Source organism: Martinezella rhizogenes (assembly GCF_007002745.1).
In the GTDB taxonomy this organism is placed as follows: Bacteria; Pseudomonadota; Alphaproteobacteria; order Rhizobiales; family Rhizobiaceae; genus Agrobacterium; species Agrobacterium cucumeris.
Map to the genome: position 1 here is coordinate 59,602 of NZ_SGNY01000003.1, position 21,984 is coordinate 81,585.

Genomic DNA, 21,984 nt, shown 5'->3' on the forward strand with positions numbered 1-21,984 from the left:
GGCGCCCCGATGGATTTGCTCAATAATCTCGCTCTCGGTTTCGTCACCGCTTCGTCGCTGGCAAACCTGTTTTTCTGCCTGATCGGCGTACTGCTCGGCACCCTCATCGGCGTGTTGCCGGGCATCGGCGCAACTGCGACCATCGCCATGCTGCTGCCAATCACCTTTCAGCTTGAGCCCGTCTCCTCGCTGATCATGCTCGCCGGCATTTATTACGGCGCGCAATATGGCGGTTCCACCACGGCCATTCTCATCAATATGCCGGGGGAGTCTTCCTCTGCCGTGACCGCCATTGATGGTTACCAGATGGCACGCAAGGGCAAGGCGGGTGCTGCACTTGCAATCGCCGCCATCGGCTCGTTTTTCGCGGGTACGGTTTCCACCTTCCTCGTGGCAATCTTCGCGCCGCCTCTGACGGCCATCGCGCTGGAATTCGGTGCCGCTGAATATTTCTCGCTGATGGTCGTCGGCCTTGTCTCGTCCATCGCACTTGCCCATGGCTCCATCGTCAAGGCGCTGGCCATGGTCGTGCTCGGTCTGTTGCTTGGTCTGGTTGGTACGGATATCTATAGCGGTACGCCGCGCTTCACCCTCGGCATCCGCGAATATGCCGATGGCCTGAACTTCGTTGCGGTCGCCGTGGGCGTCTTCGGTATTGCGGAAATCCTGCGCAATCTCGAGAACGAACGCACCCGGTCGGTGCTGATCGCCAAGGTCAGTAGCCTGATGCCGTCTAAGGAAGATTTCAAGGCCATGATCGGCCCGGTGCTGCGCGGCACGGTTATCGGCTCGGCTCTCGGCATCCTGCCGGGCGGTGGGGCAATTCTTGCGGCCTTTGCCTCCTATACGGTGGAAAAACGCGTCTCCAAGAACCCGGAAGAATTCGGGCATGGCGCGGTTGCCGGTGTTGCCGGTCCGGAATCGGCCAATAATGCCGGCGCGCAGACCTCCTTCATCCCGTTGCTGACCCTTGGCATTCCGGCCAACCCGGTCATGGCGTTGATGATCGGTGCGATGATCATTCAGGGCATCGTGCCGGGTCCGAACGTTGCAACCGAACAGCCGGCGCTGTTCTGGGGCATCATCGCCTCCATGTGGATCGGCAACCTGATGCTCGTCATCCTCAACCTGCCGCTGATCGGGCTGTGGGTGAAGCTCTTGACGGTGCCTTATTACGTGCTGTTCCCCATCATCATGGCCTTCTGCGCCATCGGGGTCTACAGCGTCAATTCCAACGTCTTCGATCTCTATGCCGTCGCCTTCTTCGGTTTCATCGGCTATGTATTGGTGAAACTGCGCTGCGAGCCTGCCCCACTGCTTTTGGGCTTCGTGCTCGGACCGCTGCTGGAGGAAAATCTGCGTCGCGCCATGATCCTGTCGCGTGGCGATCCGACGACCTTCGTCACTCGCCCGATCAGCGCCACCCTGCTTTTCATCGCTCTGGCCGTCCTGATCATCGTCTTCCTGCCCAGCGTGAAGAAGAAACGTGAAGAGGTTTTTGTGGAAGAAGACTGAGCAATATCAAACCCTGAGACGCCGGCGATGGAAGCATCGCCGGCTTTTTTGTGTCTGGATCGGTTGTGACGAATTCGCTTCACGAAAGCGACATATGGTTGACTCCCGCGCTTTTAAGCCCAAGGAAGGGCGGGAAAGAGAGGTCGATATGACGTCGGAAACCGAAAAACGGATCATTGCGCTTGAGGAAACGATCGCGCATCAGGCAAAGACCATCGAGGAACTGTCCGATCAGCTGACGGAACAGTGGAAGGTGGTGGAGCAGACCCGCGCCAAGCTCGACCGCTTGACGGAACGGTTCCTGAGCCTTGAGGAGCAATCGCTGGACGCGCCAGCCATCACCCGGCCACCGCATTACTGACAGGGAGCACCCGATGAAAAACGACACAGCCGCACTTGCCGCCGAAATCACCAATTTCTGGAAAAAGGCCGGGCCGGACAAATGGTTCGACAAGGATACCGCCTTCGACAATCACTTTCACGACCGCTTCCGCGATGCCCATTTCGCTGCTGCACGGCGTGAACTGGATGGCTGGCTCGCCGGTGCAGAAAGCAGTCTTGCCCTGATGCTTCTTCTCGACCAGTTCCCGCGCAACTGCTTTCGTGGCACCGCCCATATGTACGCCACCGATCCGCTGGCACGTCTGTTTGCCGATGAGGCCATACGCCGTGGTCACGATCAGGCAGTGAGCGAGGATCTGCGCGTTTTCTTCTATCTGCCCTTTTCCCATGCCGAGGATATTGCGGCCCAGCAGCGCGCCTGTGACTTGAACCAGCCGCTTGGCGGGCTTTATCTGCACCATGCCGAAGAACATCGCGATATTGTCGAGCGTTTCGGTCGCTTTCCGCATCGCAACGACATATTGCTGCGGGAAACGACGCCGGAGGAACGGCAATATCTTGATGAAGGTGGCTTTTCCGGCTGAGCCAGAAATGAAAACGCCGCCAGTCCCGAAGGATGGCGGCGTTATTATTAATGAACGTAGCCGTCGACAATCAGCCGTCGAAGAATTCTTTCATCCGGGCAAAGAAGCCGGTCGATTCCGGATTGTTCTCCTTGGAGGAGAGCTGTTCGAATTCCTGCAACAGCTCGCGCTGACGCTTGCTGAGCTTCTGCGGCGTCTCGATCTGAATCTGGATGTAGAGATCACCAGTCTGCGCCGAACGCAGCACCGGCATGCCCTTGCCCTTCAGACGGAACTGCTTGCCCGGTTGGGTGCCTTCCGGAACCGTGACGCGCGACTTGGTACCATCGAGTGTCGTGACATCGAAGGTGCCGCCAAGCGCTGCCGTCGTCATTGAAATTGGCACCGTGCAATAAAGGTCGGCACCATCGCGCTGGAAGAATTCATGCGGTCGCACGGACAGGAAGATATAAAGATCACCCGCTGGGCCGCCACGCATGCCGGCTTCGCCTTCGCCCTGTAGACGAATGCGCGTGCCATCCTCGATGCCCGAGGGAATGTTGACCGAGAGCGAACGCTCTTCCGTCACACGACCCTGACCGTGGCACTTGCCGCACGGATCGGAAATCGTCTGGCCGCGACCATGGCAGGTCGGGCAGGTGCGCTCCACCGAGAAGAAGCCCTGTGCGGCGCGCACGCGGCCGGAACCCTGACAGGTGGCGCAGGTCTTGGGCTGGGTGCCGGGTTTGGCGCCAGAGCCGGAACAGACGTCACAGGTAATCGAGGTCGGAACCCTGATCTGCGCCGTTTTGCCGGCGAAGGCTTCCTCCAGCGTGATTTCCATATTGTAGCGAAGATCGGCCCCGCGCTCGCGCCCGCCGGAAGAGCGGCGCGCACGACCACCACCCATCATCTCACCGAAAATGTCTTCGAAGATGTCGGAGAAGCCGCCATTGGCGAAACCGCCACCGCCCATGCCGCCACCACCCATGCCGCCATTTTCAAACGCGGCGTGGCCGAAACGGTCATAGGCCGCGCGCTTCTGCGGGTCCTTCAGCGTTTCGTATGCTTCGTTGATTTCCTTGAATTTCTGCTCGGATTCGGCGTTATCCGGGTTCTTGTCCGGATGGTATTTCATCGCGAGTTTGCGGAAGGCGCTTTTCAGCTCTTTTTCGTCCGCGGTCTTGCTGACGCCGAGTGTTTCGTAAAAGTCTGCTTTCGCCATTAAGTTAACAAGCCCCGCAAATGGATTTCCGGCTGCACGTCGGCAGCCGGATGTCTTGCATATGGTGTGAGGAGTAGGGAAGCCACGCGATTATGCGGACTTCTTGTCGTCCTTGATTTCTTCATAGTCGGCATCGACGACGTCATCCTTGCCGCCTTCAGAAGCATCGCCGGCCTCGGCCTGCTGTGCTTCATAGATGGCCTGACCGAGTTTCATGGAAACTTCCATGAGGGTCTGGGTCTTCGCCTGAATGTCGTCGGCGTCAGGCTCGGAAGCTTCAACCGCCGTCTTCAGGCTGGCAATGGCGTCTTCGATCGCCTTGCGGTCGGTCTCGGAAACCTTGTCGCCATATTCCTTCACCGACTTTTCGGTGGAGTGAATGAGGCTTTCTGCCTGGTTCTTGGCTTCGACACCCGCACGACGCTTCTTGTCGGCTTCGGCATTGGCCTCGGCGTCCTTGACCATCTTTTCGATGTCGGCGTCGGACAGACCACCGGAGGCCTGGATGCGGATCTGCTGTTCCTTGCCGGTGCCCTTGTCCTTGGCGGATACCTGCACGATGCCGTTGGCGTCGATATCGAAGGTAACTTCGATCTGCGGAACGCCACGCGGCGACGGCGGCAGACCAACGAGGTCGAACTGGCCGAGCAGCTTGTTGTCCTGCGCCATTTCACGCTCGCCCTGCGAAACGCGGATGGTCACGGCCGACTGGTTGTCTTCGGCGGTCGAGAAGGTCTGGCTCTTCTTCGTCGGGATCGTCGTGTTGCGATCGATCAGACGGGTGAAGACGCCACCCAGCGTTTCGATGCCGAGCGACAGCGGGGTCACGTCGAGCAGCAGAACATCCTTGACGTCACCCTGCAGAACGCCGGCCTGAATGGCGGCGCCCATGGCAACAACTTCATCCGGGTTCACGCCCTTGTGCGGCTCTTTGCCGAACAGCTGCTTGACGACTTCCTGAACCTTCGGCATGCGGCTCATGCCACCAACGAGAACGACTTCGTCGATCTCGGCAGCGGTAACGCCGGCATCCTTCAGCGCCGCCTTGCAAGGTGCGACGGTGCGCTGCACCAGATCGTCAACCAGGCTTTCGAACTTGGCGCGGGTGAGCTTCAGCGTCAGATGCTTCGGACCGGAAGCATCAGCCGTGATGAAGGGCAGGTTGATTTCGGTCTGCTGCGAAGACGAAAGTTCGATCTTTGCCTTTTCGGCAGCTTCCTTGAGGCGCTGCAGAGCGAGCTTGTCGTTCTTCAGGTCAATGCCCTGATCCTTCTTGAATTCGCCGGCCAGATATTCGACCAGACGCATGTCGAAGTCTTCACCACCGAGGAAGGTATCGCCGTTGGTCGACTTCACTTCGAAGACGCCGTCGCCGATTTCCAGAACGGAAATATCGAAGGTACCGCCGCCAAGGTCATAAACGGCGATCGTCTTGCCGTCCTTCTTGTCGAGGCCGTAAGCGAGTGCAGCTGCAGTCGGCTCGTTGATGATACGCAGAACATCAAGACCGGCGATGCGGCCGGCATCCTTGGTTGCCTGGCGCTGCGCGTCGTTGAAGTACGCCGGAACGGTGATGACGGCCTTCTCGACCTTTTCGCCGAGATAGGATTCAGCCGTTTCCTTCATCTTCTGAAGGATCATCGCGGAAATCTGCGAAGGGGAATAGTTCTTGTCCTGCGCCTTCACCCAGGCGTCACCATTGTCGCCATTGACGATCTCGAAGGGGACGAGGTGCTTGTCCTTTTCAACGGTCGGGTCTTCATAACGACGGCCGATGAGGCGCTTGACCGCAAACAGGGTGTTGGTCGGGTTGGTGACGGCCTGGCGCTTGGCCGGCTGGCCGACAAGGCGTTCGCCATCGTCGGAAAATGCCACCATGGACGGCGTGGTGCGTGCACCTTCCGCGTTTTCAATTACTTTCGTGTCCTTGCCGTCCATCACTGCGACGCAGGAATTGGTCGTGCCAAGGTCGATACCGATTACTTTTGCCATGCTCTTCTCTCCTTGAAGCGAGCTGCCGGAACCCCGTGAGGCATTCTTGTGGCAACTCCTTGACTTGGATTTGCAACATTCGCTGCAGTTCTGCGGCGTATATAAGGAGCGATTTTTCCTGCTGCAAGGCGCAAGAGAGGGGTAAGCGCAGCAAAAAGCGCAGGAAACCTCAGTCTGTGCGGAAGCATAGCCATCAACGCTTGCGGAAACGGGAAAACGCGACTTTGACGCTATGCTGTCCCACCATCAGATGTGCTGGCGGACGGAGACGGGCGAAGTTCGATTTTGGCGGCTATCGCACATGACAGGGGCCATGGCGGGCTACGCGGTGTGTGGTGCTCCCGCGAAGTTTTTCTTTTTGGTCATGCTGCAAATGGCCTTGATAACCGTCTGCTCGAGTTCGCCTGGAAGGTCGTGCCCCATCCCTTCGATCGGCAGATAAATCGCATTTGGAATCGAAAGCGCCGTATCCTGACCGCAGGCTGACGGGATCAATGGATCGTCGGTTCCGTGAATGACGAGCGTCGGTGCTGTAATCATCGCCAGACGCGAGCGTCGGTCTCCTGCCACCGCCATGCCTGCGATCTGCCGTGCCACGCCATCGGGATCATGGTTTCGACGCACCTCTTCCAGCAGGAGGGTACGATGGGCATCTTCGTTGAACGGATAACCGATACTGGCAATCCGGCGGGCGAAAGCGAGGCGCGCAGCCAGAAACCCCTGCTGATCGATGGCGGGGTCAGGCGCGGGTGCCATCATCATTGCCATGACATCGGGTGCCGCCTGCGGCAGGGCGGGATTACCGGTGCTGGACATGATCGAAGTTAAGGAAAGGACGCGGTCTGGATGATCACTCGCAAGGACCTGTGCGATCATTCCTCCCATCGAGCGTCCAACGACATGCGCCTTTGCGATACCGAGTGTGTCGAGGAGGCTGACGGCGTCGACTGCCATATCGCCAAGTGTATAGGGCATCTGGGGCCGGCGTCCTGCCATCAATGCGGATGCAAGTGCGCCGAAATCCGGTGGGGGCGAACTGCTGAAGTGGGTGGAGCAGCCGGTATCGCGATTGTCGAAGCGGATTACGCGATAACCCGCTGCGGCCAGATGCTCGCAAAAAGGTATCGTCCAGCGGATCATCTGCGTCCCCAGACCGGAAATCAGCAGGATCGCCTCATTGGTTACATCACCGAAACTGTCCCAGGCGAGTTCGATGCCATTGGATCTTACAATATTCACGGCTGCCCTCCAGCGGAAATCATTGGAAACAGGGCATGGGTTCTGCTCTGTTCGCGGTGCTCGGTTTTTCGGCGCGTCAAGAATGCCGCCGGTCGTGCGACCTGAATGCGAGGCGCAGGGCATAGGCCCTGATATCTGCGGGCCATGATGTGGTCCGTTCTTCCAGCGCGGGGCGGTCGTCTGCAAAAAGGGCTCGTATCGCTTCCTCGTAGCTGGGGAGGTTTCCCGCGATCGCTTGCATGAACTGATACGCGGCCTCCTGTGCCGCCCGCTTTTCCTGATGCGGATGCCCAGCCTTTCTGGCCTCGTCCACCAGACGCCTTAATGCCGCTGAAGCGCCGCCGGGCTGGGCTGCAAGCCACTCCCACTGTCGCGGCAGCAGGGTCACTTCGCGGGCGACGACACCCAGTTTCGGCCGCCCGCGGCTCTTCTGATTCTGCCCTTCCTCCGAAACCGTCGGGCCGGAGGTTGCATCGGCCTCCGGTCGATCGCTTCCCACAATTGCCTTTGGCAGGTGGGATAGCCGTTCAACGATTTCCGTATCGGTGCCACGCAGATCGAGATCGACGACACGACCTGTGGCATCGTCGAATACGAGGATCGTTTTGTCCGTCTCGCCCAATCGGCGGATCGCGATGGCCACTTCGGCCAGAAGACCGCTGAGCAGTAATCGGTCGCCGGAAAAGGCTGTGCATGGCCTGCTGGGGGGATTCGACATGTCACACTCGCCACAATGAATGTCGCAATTAATATCCGGGTAAAACAATTTCGTCAATTACACCCGGGTAAAAAGGAAATATCGATGCCAGGATTGGTCCGTCACGCGAGCGCTGCTGTGTGCGGCAACCCTGTAGTCTGCAAATCCATACGGCATGCGGGGAAGAAAAGGGGTATCGAAGGAGAAAGCGGCAATAGACGCTAAGTCGTGGGCTTATCTGACTATTTGGGAAAATGGCGGACAGGGTGGGATTCGAACCCACGGTACGCTTTCACGCACACACGCGTTCCAGGCGTGCGCCTTAAACCACTCGGCCACCTGTCCTTTTTTCAAATCTGCATGTTTTGAAGAATGCAAATCACTGGAACGGCGCGATATATACCGATGAATTCGCAGGGATCAACACGAATCTGACAGTTTTTTGAAATGTCGGCAATTTCCTGCATTTCGATGCGGTTGCAAACGGGTTTTACCGCCTTTATCGATGCGCTATATGTATCAAAGCATGTCCGTTGAAGAGATGGACCATAACCGAGGTGTCCTGATGAAAGCTTTTTTGCGTTTTTTGAGCTTTCTTCTCCTTCTGGCAGCGGTTTTTCTGGGTGTGCTTGATTCGATCCGCTCGGTTTCCACGTCCTCGGTCAATATTACCGGCATCCTTTCCGTCTGGAATTATCTTCTTCCTGCCTCGCGCACCATGGTGGAAGCCGCCGTGGGTCACTATATTCACCCTGAAGCGTGGCGCTTTATTGAAAACGCGCTGTCGGCGCTGCCCGCATTTGCCTTTTTCCTCGCCCTGTCCCTGCTTTGCTGGATGGCCGGTTACAGGAAGCACAAGGCGATGAGGCGCCTGCCAGTCTGATTTTTCAGCCTGCACGACCTTGCGCCCGCAGTTGTGAACCATGAGAAGCGGCGATATTGGCCGCACGGAGGTCCCGATGTTCCTGTTCGATACGCTTTCAAAAAAGACGACGATGCCGACCGAAGAGACTGCCTTGCCGGGCCGGGGAGAGGCGCTTGTGGTGCCGGAGAACCATTTCGTCAATGGTCGGCCGTTGAAGGGGCCTTATCCAGACGGTTTGGAAATCATCTACCTCGGCATGGGTTGTTTCTGGGGCGCGGAACGGTTGTTCTGGCAGACGCCGGGCGTTTGGGTGACGGCGGTTGGTTATGCCGGCGGCTTTACTGAGAATCCGACCTATCAGGAAACGACGACCGGTCAGACGGGCCATGCAGAAGTGGTGAAGGTCGTCTATGATCCGGCTGTGATCCCGTTGTCGGGCCTGCTCAGGATATTCTTCGAGGAGCATGATCCGACCCAGGGTATGCGGCAGGGCAATGATGTGGGTACGACCTATCGTTCGACCATATATGCCACGACCGAAGGCCAGCTGCAGCAGGCGCAAAAGGCGCGCGATACTTTTCAGCAGGCTCTGGAGGCGGCAGGCCATGGACGGGCCATCACCACCGAAATCGGCCCGCTTGAAACCTTTTATTACGCTGAGGACTATCATCAGCAATATCTTGCCAAGAACCCGGGTGGCTACTGCGGCTTGCGGGGAACCGGCGTAAGCTGCAATATCGACTAGATTTTTTGCAGGTCGCCACGGTGGAAAGACCAAAAAAGCGCCAGATAAAAGTTTTTCCACCGGGTCAAAAAAACCGGATGAATTTTTCATTGAGCCATGCAAGGATATGAGGCAAGCACAGCCGGTATAACGGTTGGCGGTTCCGCAGACATTCCCGGCAAACGGGATTGCGGGAGGACCCTTATAATATCAATTGCAACAACAGGGCTGCACAATGAAAAAATCCCTTCTGACGCTTTTTGCGCTTGCCGCAATGTCGGCTTCCGCGCTCGCTGCGGATGTCAAGCCGGCGCTGGTCTATGGCACGGGCGGCAAGTTCGACAAGTCGTTCAACGAAGCCGCTGCGGCCGGCGCTGAAAAGTTCAAGGCGGAAACGGGTATCGAGTACCGTGACTTTGAGCCGACCAGCGACACGCAGGGCGAACAGGCCATCCGCAACTTCGCCAGCAAGGGCTTCAACCCCGTCATCGCCGTGTCCTTCGCCTGGACTTCGGCCATGGAAAAGGTTGCAGCCGAATTCCCCGACACCAAATTCGTGATTGTCGATTCCGTTGTCGAACTGCCGAATGTCCGCTCCGTCGTCTACAAGGAGCATGAAGGTTCCTACCTCGTCGGTCTTCTGGCGGGCATGGCTTCCAAGACCGGCAAGGTCGGCTTCATCGGCGGCATGGATATTCCGCTGATCCGTAAGTTTGCCTGTGGCTATGCCCAGGGCGCCAAGGCGGCCAATGACAAGATCGAAGTCTTCCAGAACATGACCGGCACCACGGGTGCTGCCTGGAACGATCCGGTACGCGGTGGCGAACTCACCAAGAACCAGATCGACCAGGGTGCGGACGTGATCTATGCGGCAGCCGGTGCGACCGGTATCGGTGTGCTGCAGACCGCCGCCGACAACAAGAAGTTCTCGATCGGCGTCGATTCCAACCAGAACCACCTGCATCCGGGTTCCGTCCTGACCTCCATGGTCAAGCGCGTCGATCTGGCTGTTTACAACGCCTATAAGGATGCCAAGGACGACAAGTTCACCCCCGGCATCGTGGCGCTCGGCGTCAAGGAAGACGGCGTGGCCTATGCGCTTGATGACAACAACAAGGCCCTGATCACGCCTGAGATGATTGCCGCCGTGGACAAGGCGAAGGCCGACATCATTGCCGGTACCGTCAAGGTCCATGACTATATGGCGGACAACTCCTGCCCGAAATGATATGATATGTAACTGGGGCGCATGATGAATTTTCATCTTGCGCCCTTTTCATATCCAGCCTTCGGAGAGGTTAGGTTTGAGTATGGATCCTGCAATCGAGCTCGTGGGCATCGACAAGAAATTCGGTGCCGTTCACGCCAACAAGAATATCAATCTGACCGTCGCCAAGGGCACGATCCACGGCATCATCGGGGAAAATGGCGCCGGAAAATCGACTTTGATGTCGATCCTCTATGGTTTTTACCAGGCAGATGCCGGTGAAGTCAGGGTAAACGGCGCACCTGTTGCGATCCGTGACAGTCAGGCCGCGATCAATGCCGGTATCGGCATGGTGCATCAGCATTTCATGCTGGTGGAAAATTTCACCGTTCTGGAAAACGTCATGCTGGGTGCGGAGGGCGGCGCATTGCTGGCCAAAGGCCGGGCCGGAGCGCGCAAGGAGCTGAAGCGTCTCGAGGATGATTACGGACTGGAAGTCGATCCGGATGCGGTGATCGAAGAATTGCCTGTTGGCCTGCAACAGCGCGTCGAAATCCTCAAAGCCATGTATCGTGGTGCCGAAATCCTGATCCTCGACGAGCCGACCGGCGTTCTGACGCCGGCTGAGGCCGATCACCTTTTCAAGATCCTCGGTGTTCTGCGTGAGCAGGGCAAGACCATCATCCTCATCACCCACAAGCTGCGCGAAATCATGGCGATCACGGACTCCGTCTCCGTCATGCGCCGCGGCGAAATGGTGGCAACCCGCAAGACCTCCGAAACCAGCGTCGAGGAACTGGCCGAACTGATGGTCGGCCGCCGTGTGCTGCTGCGGGTGGAAAAGGGCGAGACGACGCCGGGCGAGGTTCTTCTCTCCATCCGTAATCTCACCGTCAAGGACAGCCGTGGTGTCACCATGGTCGACGATGTCTCGCTGGATGTCCGCGCCGGTGAAATTGTCGGCATCGCCGGGGTCGCGGGCAATGGTCAATCGGAACTGCTGGAAGCCATCGCCGGCATACGCAAGCCCTCTTCGGGCGAGATATGGGTGGATGGTCAGAAGGTGGATCGTCCCGATCCGGCGATCCTGCGCAAACTTGGTCTGGCGCATATCCCGGAAGACCGCCATCATATGGGGCTGGTGCTGAAATTCGAGGAATATGAAAACTCCATCCTCGGTTATCACCATGACGAGCGTTACGGAAAGGGGCCTTTCCTGAATCCCGAGGCCATCCGTAGGGATGCCGTCGAAAAGATCGAGAAATATGACATCCGCCCGCCGAACCCGCATTTGAAGACCGCCAATTTTTCCGGCGGCAATCAGCAGAAGATCGTCGTTGCCCGCGAAATCGAACGCGACCCGAAGATGCTGATCATCGGCCAGCCGACACGCGGCGTGGATATCGGCGCCATCGAATTCATCCACCGCCGCATCATCGAAATGCGTGATGCCGGAAAGGCGATTTTGCTGGTTTCGGTCGAGCTTGATGAAATCCGCTCCCTTTCGGACCGGATCATGGTCATGTTCGCCGGCCGTGTCGTTGGAGAAAAAACGGCGGAAGCCGAAGAACAGACGCTGGGCCTGATGATGGCCGGCATCGCCGCATGAGGCATGAATGAGCACCGCTTCCGCACCCCTACCAAACTGGATCAGCTACGGCCTGTTGCCATTGCTGAATGTCATAACCGCCTTTCTGATTTCCGGGCTCGTCGTCTGGTCCATCGGCGAAAATCCGCTGGCAGCACTTCGCCTGCTGATTGAAGGCGCGCTCGGCCGTGGCGACGCCATCGGCTTCACGCTGTTTTATACGACGAGCTTCATCTTCACCGGCCTCTCCGTCGCCGTGGCTTTTCATGCCGGCCTGTTCAACATCGGCTCCGAAGGTCAGGCCTATATTGGCGGGCTGGGTGCGGCGCTGGTGGCGCTGGCACTTGACCGTTACGTGCCATGGTACGTGACAATGCCCTTCGCCGTCGTCGGCGCCGCCGTTTTTGGTGCCGCCTGGGCCTTTATTCCGGCCTGGCTTCAGGCCAAACGCGGCAGCCACGTCGTCATCACCACCATCATGTTCAACTTCATCGCTGCGGCCTTGATGGTTTACCTGCTGGTGAATGTGCTGATCGTACCGGGCAAGATGGCGCCGGAAACGCGCACCTTCCTGCCCGGTGGACAACTGCCGAAGCTGGACTGGCTGATGGCATGGTTCGGCCTCAAGCTCGGGCCGGCGCCGTTCAACGTCTCCTTCCTTATCGCTCTGGTGATGTGTTTCCTCGTCTGGGTGCTGATCTGGCGCACCAAGCTTGGTTATGAGATGCGCACGCTCGGCGTCAGCCCTTCCGCTGCCATTTATGCCGGCATTCCCTATGCACGCACCGTCATCATCGCCATGCTCATTTCCGGCGGTCTGGCGGGCATGATGGCGCTGAACCCGGTCATGGGCGCTTCAGCGCGCCTGCAGGTGGAATTCGTCGGCGGTGCGGGCTTTGTCGGCATCGCCGTATCGCTGATGGGGCGAAGCCATCCGCTCGGCATCATTTTCTCGGCATTGCTGTTCGGCATTCTCTATCAGGGCGGCGCGGATCTTTCCTTCGAGATGCCCAACATTACCCGCGAGATGATCGTGGTTATCCAGGGTCTGGTGATCCTGTTCGCCGGCGCGCTGGAATATATGTACCGGCCGACGATCGTCCACATCTACCAGCGTTTGGCAAAGGGGTGAGCTGACATGGATTTTTTCGATATGCTGGTCAGCATTCTCGGCTCGACCGTCCGTCTCACCATCCCGCTTCTGTTCACCGCACTGGCGGGGCTTTTTTCCGAACGCGCCGGCGTGTTCGATATCGGCCTTGAAGGCAAGATGCTGGCGGCGGCCTTTGCTTCCGCCTGTGTCGCCTATCTTACCGCAAACCCGTGGGCTGGTCTTCTGGCCGGCATTGGCGTCTCCATAGCGTTCTCGCTGATCCATGGCTTTGCCGTGATCACCAATCGCGGCAACCAGATCGTTTCAGGGGTAGCGCTCAACTTCATCGCCGCCGGCCTGACGGTGGTTCTGGGCCAGGCATGGTTTGGGCAAGGTGGCCGCACGCCGCAATTGCCCGGCGAGGGGCGTTTTGCGCCAATCATCCTGCCCGGCGCGGATGCGATGCGCGAAGTGCCCTTCATCGGCCCGCTCTACGCCAATGTCATTTCCGGCAACAATATCCTGACCTATCTCGCCTTCCTGGCGGTGCCACTTTCCTGGTGGGTGCTTTATCGCACCCGTTTCGGCCTGCGCCTGCGCGCCGTCGGTGAAAATCCGGGTGCTGTCGACACGGCGGGCATTTCGGTGACGTGGATGCGTTACCGCGCGGTTATCGTCGCCGGTTTCCTCTGCGGTTTCTCGGGCGCCTATCTCGCCGTAGCACAATCGGCGGCCTTCATCGCCAACATGTCGGCCGGCAAGGGCTATATTGCGCTTGCCGCCTTGATCTTCGCGAAATGGAAGCCGGTGCCGGTCATGTTCGCCTGCCTGCTGTTCGGTTTTCTCGATGCCTTCGCCAATTTCATGCAGGGCAAATCCGTGCCTGGCATCGGCGAGGTGCCGGTGCAGATTTTCCAGGCCATGCCCTATATCCTGACCTGCATCCTGCTTGCCGGTTTCATCGGCGTTGCCAAGCCCCCCAAGGCCGGTGGCGTTGCCTATGCGAAGGAGCGTTAAACCCATGTCTTCTGACCCGACATCCCATGCCCTGTTCGAGGCGGCGGTGGAGGCCATGGCCTTCGCTTATGCGCCCTATTCGAAGTTTCCCGTCGGCGCGGCGATCCGTGCTGATGACGGCAAAATCTACAAGGGCGCCAATATCGAGAACATCTCCTTCCCGCAGGGGTGGTGCGCGGAACCATCCGCTATCAGCGCCATGATCATGGGCGGGGCAAAGAAGATCAGCGAAGTCGCTGTCTTTGCCGAAAAGCTGCCGCTCTGCACGCCCTGCGGTGGTTGTCGCCAGAAGATTGCCGAATTCGCCACACCGCAGACGAAGATCTATCTTTGCGACGAAACCGGCGTCCAGAAGGTCATGACCATGGAAGAGCTTCTGCCCTCCGTCTTCAAGACCGAGTTGCCCTGATGACGGATGGCTTGATCGATATTCTGGTAGAGCGCCTGAACGGCCTGATGCCGCGCGTCGCCATCGTTCTCGGCTCTGGCCTGGGGTCGCTGGTGGAAGAAGTCAGCGACCCGATCCGTGTGCCCTATACCGATCTTCCCGGGTTTCCCGCCGGTGGCGTTTCCGGCCATGCGGGCGAGCTGGTGGCCGGTTATCTTGGCGGCGAGCCCGTCATGATGCTGTCCGGTCGGGTGCATTTCTACGAAAAGGGCGATCCGGCGGCGATGCGCCCGGTCATCGAGGCGTTGGCCGGTCTCGGCGTGCAATCGCTCATCCTCACCAATTCGGCGGGTTCGGTGAGGCAGGATATGCCGCCCGGCTCCGTCATGCAGATCACCGATCACATCAATTATTCCGGCATGAATCCGCTGATCGGCGAGGAAAGCGACCGCCGCTTCGTCGGCATGACCACGGCTTATGATCCGGACCTGATGCTGGCAATGCGCAACGCCGCGATCCGCGCGACGGTGCCTTTGTTCGGCGGCGTCTATATGTGGTTTTCCGGGCCAAGCTTCGAAACGCCGGCGGAAATTCGCATGGCGCGGCTTCTCGGCGCGGATGCCGTTGGCATGTCCACCGTGCCGGAAGTCATCCTCGCGCGCTTTTTCGGGATGCGCGTTGCCGCCGCATCGGTTATTACCAATTACGGCGCCGGCATGACTGGCGCGGAACTGAGCCATGAGGAAACCAAGGACATGGCTCCCGTGGGCGGCAAGCGACTTGCCGCCATTCTGAAGGAAATGATCTCAGGAGGAGCGTGACCATGGAACTCCAGCGTCCGCGCGAAGCGGCTGCCCTCACTCTGTCCTTGCTGGACCTGACCAATCTCAAGGAAGACTGCACGCCGCAGCAGATCGCCGCTTTGTGCCAGCGCGCGCATACGGATTATGGCAACACTGCTGCCATCTGCATCTGGCCGCGTTTCGTGGCGCAGGCACGCGCTGCATTCGGAAGAGAACACGCGATCCGTATCGCCACCGTCGTCAATTTTCCCTCGGGTGATCTTGATGTCGCGACTGTCGTGGCGGAAACGGAAGCAGCGATCCGTGATGGTGCCGATGAAATCGACCTCGTCATCCCCTATCGTAAATTCATAGCAGGCGATGAAGCGGCGGTTAGCGAAATGGTAGCGGCCGTGCGCAAGGCTTGTGTCGCACCCGTGCTGCTCAAGGTCATTCTCGAAACCGGCGAGTTGAAGGACAAGGCTCTGATCCGCCGCGCCTCCGAACTCGCGATCGCCGAAGGCGCTGACTTCATCAAGACCTCCACGGGCAAGGTCGCCATCAATGCCACGCTGGAGGCGGCAGACATCATGTTGCAGGCGATCCGCGACAGCCGGCAGAAAGTTGGCTTCAAACCTGCCGGTGGCATCGGCACGGTGGAGGATGCGACGCTTTACCTGCGGCTGGCGGAAACCATCATGGCACCCAACTGGGCCATGCCGTCCACTTTCCGCTTCGGTGCTTCGGGCGTTCTCGACGATGTGCTGAACGTGCTGGCCGGCGGCGAACCGGCCAAGGCCGCCAGCGGGTATTGAGCTTGATCCCGCAGGAAATCATCCGCCGCAAACGCGATGGCCTGTCTCTTGAGCCGCAGGAGATTGGTGCTTTCATCGACGCGCTGTCGAAAGATGGCATATCGGAAGGGCAGGCGGCCGCCTTTGCCATGGCGGTGTTTTTCCGCGGCATGAACCGCGACGAGATGGTGGCGCTGACGCTCGCCATGCGCGATAGTGGCGATGTCCTCTCGTGGAGCGATATTGGCAGGCCGGTGGCGGACAAGCACTCGACCGGTGGCGTCGGTGACAACGTCTCCCTGATGCTGGCGCCCATCGTTGCCGCCTGCGGCCTCGCCGTGCCGATGATTTCCGGCAGGGGCCTTGGTCACACCGGCGGCACGCTTGACAAGCTGGAAGCCATCCCCGGTTACAATGTCATGCCGGACGAGGCTTTGTTCCGCCAAACGGCGAAGGCGGTCGGCTGCGCCATCATCGGCCAGACAGGCGATCTCGCCCCCGCCGATAAACGCCTTTACGCTATCAGGGATGTGACCGCGACGGTTGATTCCATACCGCTGATCACCGCCTCCATCCTGTCGAAGAAGCTTGCAGCCGGGCTCGAGACGCTGGTTCTCGACGTGAAGGTCGGCAACGGTGCTTTCATGCAGAGCGTGGAGGATGCCCGCAATCTGGCCCGCGCGCTGGTCGATGTGGCGAATGGTGCGGGACTTCCGACGACGGCGCTTATAACCGACATGAACCAGCCACTTGGTGATGCCGCCGGCAATGCCGTCGAAATCGTCAATTGCCTGGATTTCCTGGCCGGTCGCAAGGCTGGAACCCGTCTTGAAAAGGTGGTCCTGTCCTTCGCCGCGGAAATGCTGGTGCAGGCTCAAAAAGCTGCCACGCTTGAGGAAGGCGAGGCATTGGCTGCGGCCGCTCTGTCTTCCGGTCGGGCCATGGAAATCTTTGCGCGGATGGTTTCAGCACTGGGCGGGCCTTCGGATTTCGTCGAGAACGCAATCCGTTATCTACCGTCCGCCCCGGTCGCTCTTCCGGTGCAGGCTGAGCGCAGCGGCTGGCTAACATCCTGCGAAACGCGTGATCTTGGTATGGTCGTCGTCGAGCTCGGTGGGGGCAGGAGAATGCCGTCGGACATCATTGATCCGGCGGTCGGTATTTCGGATATCCTGCCGCTTGGCGTAAAGGTGGAAAAGGGCGAGCCGATTGCCATTGTCCATGCGGCTTCGACGGATGAGGCGGAACGTGCCGTCAAAAGGATAACGGCCTGTTACGCGATCGCCGACAACGCACCTGAAATCGTTGATCCCATCCTCGAGCGGATCACCTGACCAGCCGCATTTCACCGCCCGAGACTTTGAAGGATGACAGTTGTTTCAAAAAGCTCATGCCGATCAGCATGTTGCTCAGAGCATTGTCCTTCAGCACCATGGCATCGACATTCTGAACGCGGATTGGACCAATCTCCACCCGGTCGAGCTTCACATAGGCCGCCATGGTTTGGCCATTGGCTGTCGAGATCGCATATTTGTAGTCCAGACTGTTGACGCCGTAACCAAGTCGGCGCGCAATCGTCTCGTTGATCGCGACCATCGAAGCGCCGGTATCAACAAGCCCGTCGAAGGACTTGCCATTGATGCGGAAGGTGGCGTTGAAATGGCCGCGGGCATCTGCTTTCAGATTGATGCCGCCTAACGAAGCCGTTTGCGGCTTGGCGACCTCGGGTGCGGCCACCGGCTTTTCGACGTCTGTTTCAGGGCGTTGCTGGAATTTCTCCACCAGCGCCGGAATTTGCGTGGCGCTGACCGAAAGGCCGATAAGCAGAAAAATCGTGCGCGCCAGCAAGTCGTTGCTCCTCAAAGCCCAAGGTTATTCCTGGACAGGATAAGCGCAAAACATGCTGAAATCTTAAAAGAAAAAGCCATTCGCCGCGTATCGGACGGCGAATGGCTCAAACGGTTAAGCGAAGATAAACGGCGTTATTTGGTGCCGTACATACGGTCGCCAGCGTCACCGAGGCCGGGGACGATATAACCCTTCTCGTTCAGATGTCTGTCGATTGCGGCGGTATAGATCGGCACATCGGGATGCGCCTCGCGGAAATTCTTGATGCCTTCCGGTGCTGCCAGCAGACACAGGAAGCGGATGTTCTTTGCACCCCGTTCTTTCAGCTTTTCGACAGCGGCGATGGAGGAGTTGCCGGTTGCCAGCATCGGGTCGACAACGATGACCAGACGGGCATCGAGGCTTTCGGGAGCCTTGAAATAATATTCGACGGCCTCCAGCGTATCATGGTCACGATACACGCCGACATGGGCAACGCGCGCCGACGGCACCAGTTCGAGCATGCCTTCCAGAAGGCCGTTGCCGGCGCGCAGGATGGAGGCGAAAACCAGTTTCTTGCCTTCCAGAACCGGAGCCTGAATGGTTTCGAGCGGCGTGTCGATGGTTTCCATCGTCATTTCAAGGTCGCGCGTCACTTCATAGCAAAGCAGCGTCGAAATTTCCCTCAGCAGGCGACGGAAGCCGGCCGTGGAAGTTTCCTTCTTGCGCATGATGGTGAGTTTGTGCCGCACCAGCGGATGTTCAATGACTGTGACGCCGTCCATGAAACTGGCCTTCCTTTTTGATCTTGTGCCCCTGTCATTCACCGAAAGCGGGCTTTTCGCAAGCCTTCTTCGCGGTTTTACCCCGTCAACCGTCGTCTCGGGCGCGATCCAGTCTCGCAAGCAGCTGCCCGCGCGTCGCCTCGTCCACGAAGGCGCATTCCAGTGCGGTACGGGTCATGCCGTTGATCTCGGTGTCGCTGAAGCCGAACACGCCGGCGGCCAGCTCATATTCCCGGGCAAGCGAGGTGAAGAAGAATGGCGGATCGTCGGAATTGATGCATACACGCACTCCGGCATCGCGCAACGCCTTCAGCGGATGGCTGGCGAAATCCGGATAAACTTTGAGTGCGATATTCGACCCGGGGCAGACTTCCAAAACCGTTCCCGTCTCGACAAGCCGGGAGACGAGACCGGCATCTTCGATGGCGCGCACGCCATGGCCGATGCGTGCTGGTTTGATGAGATCGAGTGCATCGGCAACGCTTTCCGGTCCGCAGACCTCGCCGGCGTGGATGGTCAGTCCGAGACCCGCATCGCGGGCAATATCGAAGGCGCGCGCATAATCGGCAACCCGGCCCATGCGTTCCTCGCCGGCCATGTTGAAACCGGTCACCAGCGGATGCCGGGCACGTGCCGCATATTCGGCCGCCGCGATCACCCGTTCCGGGCCGAAATGCCGTTCGCCGGTAACGAGGATACGGGTCTCGATGCCGGTTTTTTCCTTCGCGATCCGGATGCCTTCGGCGATACCGGCGAGATAAGCGTCAGCGCCAAGTCCGATACGGTCGCCATGGTCGGGCGAAATGATCAGCTCGCTATAGATCGTGTTGGCCTGCGCCAGTTCGGTCAGATAGGTTTCGGTCAGAACCGCATAGTCCTCATCCGTCTTGAACACCTGCGCCACCGCATCGTAGCACTGGATGAACTCGGCGAAATCCGACCAGACATATTGGCCGTCACGCAGAAAGCTGCTGGTGTCTATGCCGTATTTCTCTGCCTGTTTTGCGACGAGGGCAGGCGGTGCCGCACCTTCGATGTGGCAGTGGATTTCTGCTTTCAGCAAATGCGATGTCAAATGAAGCTCCTGCCGTGTGAACCGGCCTCGATACCAAGATGATGGGCGATGCTTTCGCCGATGTCGGCGTAGCTTGAACGAATTCCGACATCACGAGAGCGGATGCCCGGCCCGAATGCCATGATTGGCACCCGTTCGCGTGTATGGTCGGTGCCACGCCAGGTGGGGTCGCAACCATGGTCGGCGGTAAGAATGGCGATGTCTCCCGGCTTCATCTTGCGATGAATTTCCGGGATGCGCGCATCGAAAGCCTCAAGCGCAGCCGCATAACCGGCAACGTCACGACGGTGGCCATAAAGCATGTCGAAATCGACGAAATTGGTAAAGACGAGATCGCCATTTTCGGCCTCGTCGATGGCCTGCAGTGTCGCATCCATCAGGGCTGCGTTGCCATTTGCCTTGATGACGCGTGAGATACCCTGATGGGCATAGATATCGCCGATCTTGCCGATGGCGTGCACTTTGCGCTCCGCCTCCACCAGCCGGTCGAGAAGCGTCGGTTCGGGCGGCGGCACGGAAAAGTCGCGGCGGTTGCCGGTACGTTCGAAGGTGGCGACCGTCTCGCCGATGAAAGGACGGGCGATAACGCGGCCGATACTCAAGGGATCAAGCAGTTTGCGCACCGTCTCGCAGAGCGCGATCAGCCTGGCCAGCCCGAAATGGCTTTCATGCGCGGAGATCTGGAACACGGAATCGGAAGAGGTGTAGCAGATCGGCTTGCCGCTCCTGATATGTTCTTCGCCGAATTGCGCGATGATGTCAGTGCCGGACGCATGGCAATTGCCGAGAATGCCGGGAATATCCGCCTCTTTGCAAATGGCCTCCACTAGCTCCGGGGAAAAGGCGTCTCCCTCCGTCGGGAAATAACCCCAGTCGAAGGTGACAGGCGTTCCGGCGATTTCCCAGTGGCCGGATGGCGTATCCTTGCCTTTTGAAACTTCGCTGGCTGAGCCATGCAGGCCGAAAATACGTTCCGGCGGCTCCATGCCGGCGGGAATGTCGCCACTTGCCTGGCGCGCGATCTCCAGAAGGCCAAGCGAGCACATGTTCGGCAGCTTCAGCGGGCCGGATCGAAGCCCCGGCCTGTCGGCTGCACCTGCGGCACAGAACTCGGCGATGTGGCCGAGGGTATTCGCGCCAAGATCACCATAGTGCTCTGCGTCAGGTGCACCGCCGACACCGAAGGAATCCAGAACGAGAAGAAATGCTCTTGCCATAACTCACCGAAACAAAATGCGCCGACGGGCAATGTCAGGCCGAACTGTCGTTATAGATCAGCAAAACGTGAAGAAGGAAGCGCTTTTATGAACCATCCGGTAAAACCAGCTGTTCAATCAGCATCCCGTTTCGATTTCGGTGTGTTGAGGTTGCGCAGCACGTACCAGCCGGCCGCAACCACCATGGCCGCGAGAATATACCAGGTGACGGCGTAGGAGAGGTGGCTATTGGGGAAGGTGAGCATGGTTTTGCCGCCAACCGGCAGGCCGCCCGGATTGGCCGTCGCATCCGCATCGACGTAAAACGGCGCCACGTCGGAGAGGCCGGATGCCTGCGTGATCTGGGGAATGTTGCGGGAATACCAGCGGCCATTTGCCGGATCGTTAGTTCGAAGGAAAAGTCCGCCGGTTTCCGGCGCGCGCATCAGCCCGACGATTTCGACGTTTCCGGCCGCTTCCCCTTCGCGGCGTGTAGACGGATCGCGTTTGTCGGAGGGCACGAAGCCACGATTGACGATCACGCTTGAGCCATCGTCCCGCCGCAGCGGTGTCATGACCCAGTAACCGGGGCCGAGATCCGTGACCGTGTAGACCTGAACCTCCTTGTCGTTGAGCAGGGTACCGGACAGTTTCACACGGCGATATTCATAATCGGCGGAATCGGTGAGGGCCGGCCATTCACCGGCGGCAGGCGCATCGACAGGCGCGGCATGGGCGCGGGCCTCGACACGCTCAATCAAATCCAGCTTCCAGAATAGGCGCTGGACCTGCCATGTTCCAAGCGCCAGCAGGCAGCCCGTCAGGATAATGGTCAAAAACAGGACGACGATTGCCGCAGGGCGGATACGCCGGTTTTGGGGTGCGATTTCGCTCATCTCATGGTCCTTGCGAAGCGCCTCTGGCAGCAGGATCGTCTGCTCCGGCGGGCACTTGGCTCCCGCATGCGCTTCCTCCAGCAAATAACCCCATAAATCGCGCCAGGATTCATGGGGTTATGTGTTGGCGCGGAGCGGCCTGCCGGAGGTCCGGCAGGCCGTTGATTTATGGCT

Annotated in this window: 22 protein-coding genes and 1 tRNA gene; 13 read left to right on the forward strand and 10 right to left on the reverse strand. The window is 58.9% G+C overall.

Going from position 1 to position 21,984, the window contains the following annotated elements:
- Positions 1–9: 9 nt before the first annotated feature.
- The 3 genes from EXN68_RS10365 to EXN68_RS10375 all read left to right on the forward strand — a co-directional run bounded on the left by EXN68_RS10365 (position 10) and on the right by EXN68_RS10375 (position 2,441).
- The gene (locus EXN68_RS10365) at positions 10–1,515 is read left to right on the forward strand and encodes a tripartite tricarboxylate transporter permease (protein ID WP_142840753.1); all 1,506 of its coding nucleotides are present in this window, start codon (positions 10–12) and stop codon (positions 1,513–1,515) included.
- 148 nt (positions 1,516–1,663) lie between these two features.
- Positions 1,664–1,876, forward strand: a complete 213-nt coding sequence (locus EXN68_RS10370; protein ID WP_013635242.1) for a SlyX family protein — start codon at positions 1,664–1,666, stop codon at positions 1,874–1,876.
- A gap of 13 nt (positions 1,877–1,889) precedes the next feature.
- Positions 1,890–2,441 carry a DUF924 family protein gene (locus EXN68_RS10375; protein ID WP_142840754.1) on the forward strand — a complete coding sequence of 184 codons (552 nt, stop codon included), beginning with the start codon at positions 1,890–1,892 and terminating at the stop codon, positions 2,439–2,441.
- 70 nt (positions 2,442–2,511) lie between these two features.
- Here EXN68_RS10375 and dnaJ read toward each other — a convergent pair whose 3' ends face one another.
- The 5 genes from dnaJ to EXN68_RS10400 all read right to left on the reverse strand — a co-directional run bounded on the left by dnaJ (position 2,512) and on the right by EXN68_RS10400 (position 7,918).
- On the reverse strand, positions 2,512–3,645 hold the full coding sequence (gene dnaJ, locus EXN68_RS10380) for a molecular chaperone DnaJ (RefSeq protein WP_035219642.1): 1,134 nt from the start codon (positions 3,643–3,645) through the stop codon (positions 2,512–2,514).
- Positions 3,646–3,735: 90 nt separating this feature from the next.
- A complete protein-coding gene (dnaK, locus tag EXN68_RS10385; protein WP_142840755.1) occupies positions 3,736–5,637 on the reverse strand; it encodes a molecular chaperone DnaK in 1,902 nt (633 codons plus the stop codon).
- 321 nt (positions 5,638–5,958) lie between these two features.
- On the reverse strand, positions 5,959–6,876 hold the full coding sequence (locus tag EXN68_RS10390; RefSeq protein WP_142840756.1) for an alpha/beta fold hydrolase: 918 nt from the start codon (positions 6,874–6,876) through the stop codon (positions 5,959–5,961).
- A 76-nt stretch (positions 6,877–6,952) separates the two neighbouring features.
- Positions 6,953–7,594 carry a DUF2239 family protein gene (locus EXN68_RS10395; RefSeq protein WP_142840757.1) on the reverse strand — a complete coding sequence of 214 codons (642 nt, stop codon included), beginning with the start codon at positions 7,592–7,594 and terminating at the stop codon, positions 6,953–6,955.
- Between the two features lie 234 nt (positions 7,595–7,828).
- Positions 7,829–7,918 (reverse strand) — tRNA-Ser (locus EXN68_RS10400).
- A gap of 220 nt (positions 7,919–8,138) precedes the next feature.
- Between EXN68_RS10400 and EXN68_RS10405 the strand changes: the two genes are divergently transcribed.
- The 10 genes from EXN68_RS10405 to deoA all read left to right on the forward strand — a co-directional run bounded on the left by EXN68_RS10405 (position 8,139) and on the right by deoA (position 17,365).
- Complete coding sequence (locus EXN68_RS10405; RefSeq protein WP_142841240.1) at positions 8,139–8,456, forward strand: hypothetical protein; 318 nt, start codon at positions 8,139–8,141, stop codon at positions 8,454–8,456.
- Positions 8,457–8,532: 76 nt separating this feature from the next.
- Complete coding sequence (gene msrA, locus EXN68_RS10410; protein WP_142840758.1) at positions 8,533–9,183, forward strand: peptide-methionine (S)-S-oxide reductase MsrA; 651 nt, start codon at positions 8,533–8,535, stop codon at positions 9,181–9,183.
- A 214-nt stretch (positions 9,184–9,397) separates the two neighbouring features.
- Complete coding sequence (locus EXN68_RS10415; RefSeq protein WP_142840759.1) at positions 9,398–10,390, forward strand: BMP family lipoprotein; 993 nt, start codon at positions 9,398–9,400, stop codon at positions 10,388–10,390.
- An 82-nt stretch (positions 10,391–10,472) separates the two neighbouring features.
- Positions 10,473–11,978 carry an ABC transporter ATP-binding protein gene (locus tag EXN68_RS10420; protein ID WP_142841242.1) on the forward strand — a complete coding sequence of 502 codons (1,506 nt, stop codon included), beginning with the start codon at positions 10,473–10,475 and terminating at the stop codon, positions 11,976–11,978.
- Positions 11,979–11,985: 7 nt separating this feature from the next.
- A complete protein-coding gene (locus tag EXN68_RS10425) occupies positions 11,986–13,089 on the forward strand; it encodes an ABC transporter permease (RefSeq protein WP_142840760.1) in 1,104 nt (367 codons plus the stop codon).
- A gap of 6 nt (positions 13,090–13,095) precedes the next feature.
- Positions 13,096–14,067 carry an ABC transporter permease gene (locus tag EXN68_RS10430; protein WP_046799138.1) on the forward strand — a complete coding sequence of 324 codons (972 nt, stop codon included), beginning with the start codon at positions 13,096–13,098 and terminating at the stop codon, positions 14,065–14,067.
- Between the two features lie 4 nt (positions 14,068–14,071).
- Complete coding sequence (locus EXN68_RS10435; RefSeq protein ID WP_142840761.1) at positions 14,072–14,476, forward strand: cytidine deaminase; 405 nt, start codon at positions 14,072–14,074, stop codon at positions 14,474–14,476.
- Positions 14,476–15,276: a purine-nucleoside phosphorylase gene (locus EXN68_RS10440; RefSeq protein WP_142840762.1), complete on the forward strand. Its 801-nt coding sequence runs from the start codon at positions 14,476–14,478 to the stop codon at positions 15,274–15,276. The genes EXN68_RS10435 and EXN68_RS10440 overlap by 1 nt, the downstream gene beginning before the upstream one ends.
- Positions 15,277–15,278: 2 nt before the next feature.
- The gene (deoC, locus tag EXN68_RS10445; RefSeq protein ID WP_142840763.1) at positions 15,279–16,052 is read left to right on the forward strand and encodes a deoxyribose-phosphate aldolase; all 774 of its coding nucleotides are present in this window, start codon (positions 15,279–15,281) and stop codon (positions 16,050–16,052) included.
- Positions 16,049–17,365 carry a thymidine phosphorylase gene (deoA, locus tag EXN68_RS10450; RefSeq protein ID WP_142840764.1) on the forward strand — a complete coding sequence of 439 codons (1,317 nt, stop codon included), beginning with the start codon at positions 16,049–16,051 and terminating at the stop codon, positions 17,363–17,365. The genes deoC and deoA overlap by 4 nt, the downstream gene beginning before the upstream one ends.
- Here deoA and EXN68_RS10455 read toward each other — a convergent pair.
- From EXN68_RS10455 to EXN68_RS10475, 5 genes are all read right to left on the reverse strand, one after another.
- Positions 17,358–17,879 (reverse strand): TIGR02281 family clan AA aspartic protease, encoded by a 522-nt coding sequence (locus EXN68_RS10455; RefSeq protein ID WP_161991288.1) that lies wholly within the window; start codon positions 17,877–17,879, stop codon positions 17,358–17,360. The genes deoA and EXN68_RS10455 overlap by 8 nt on opposite strands.
- Before the next feature lie 134 nt (positions 17,880–18,013).
- Positions 18,014–18,643, reverse strand: coding sequence for a uracil phosphoribosyltransferase (gene upp / locus EXN68_RS10460; protein WP_004439188.1), 630 nt, complete (start codon positions 18,641–18,643; stop codon positions 18,014–18,016).
- An 85-nt stretch (positions 18,644–18,728) separates the two neighbouring features.
- Positions 18,729–19,718: an adenosine deaminase gene (locus EXN68_RS10465; RefSeq protein ID WP_142840766.1), complete on the reverse strand. Its 990-nt coding sequence runs from the start codon at positions 19,716–19,718 to the stop codon at positions 18,729–18,731.
- On the reverse strand, positions 19,715–20,935 hold the full coding sequence (locus tag EXN68_RS10470) for a phosphopentomutase (RefSeq protein WP_142840767.1): 1,221 nt from the start codon (positions 20,933–20,935) through the stop codon (positions 19,715–19,717). Before EXN68_RS10470 ends, EXN68_RS10465 begins: the two co-directional genes overlap by 4 nt.
- 113 nt (positions 20,936–21,048) lie before the next feature.
- The gene (locus EXN68_RS10475) at positions 21,049–21,810 is read right to left on the reverse strand and encodes an SURF1 family protein (protein WP_161991289.1); all 762 of its coding nucleotides are present in this window, start codon (positions 21,808–21,810) and stop codon (positions 21,049–21,051) included.
- Positions 21,811–21,984: the final 174 nt, after the last annotated feature.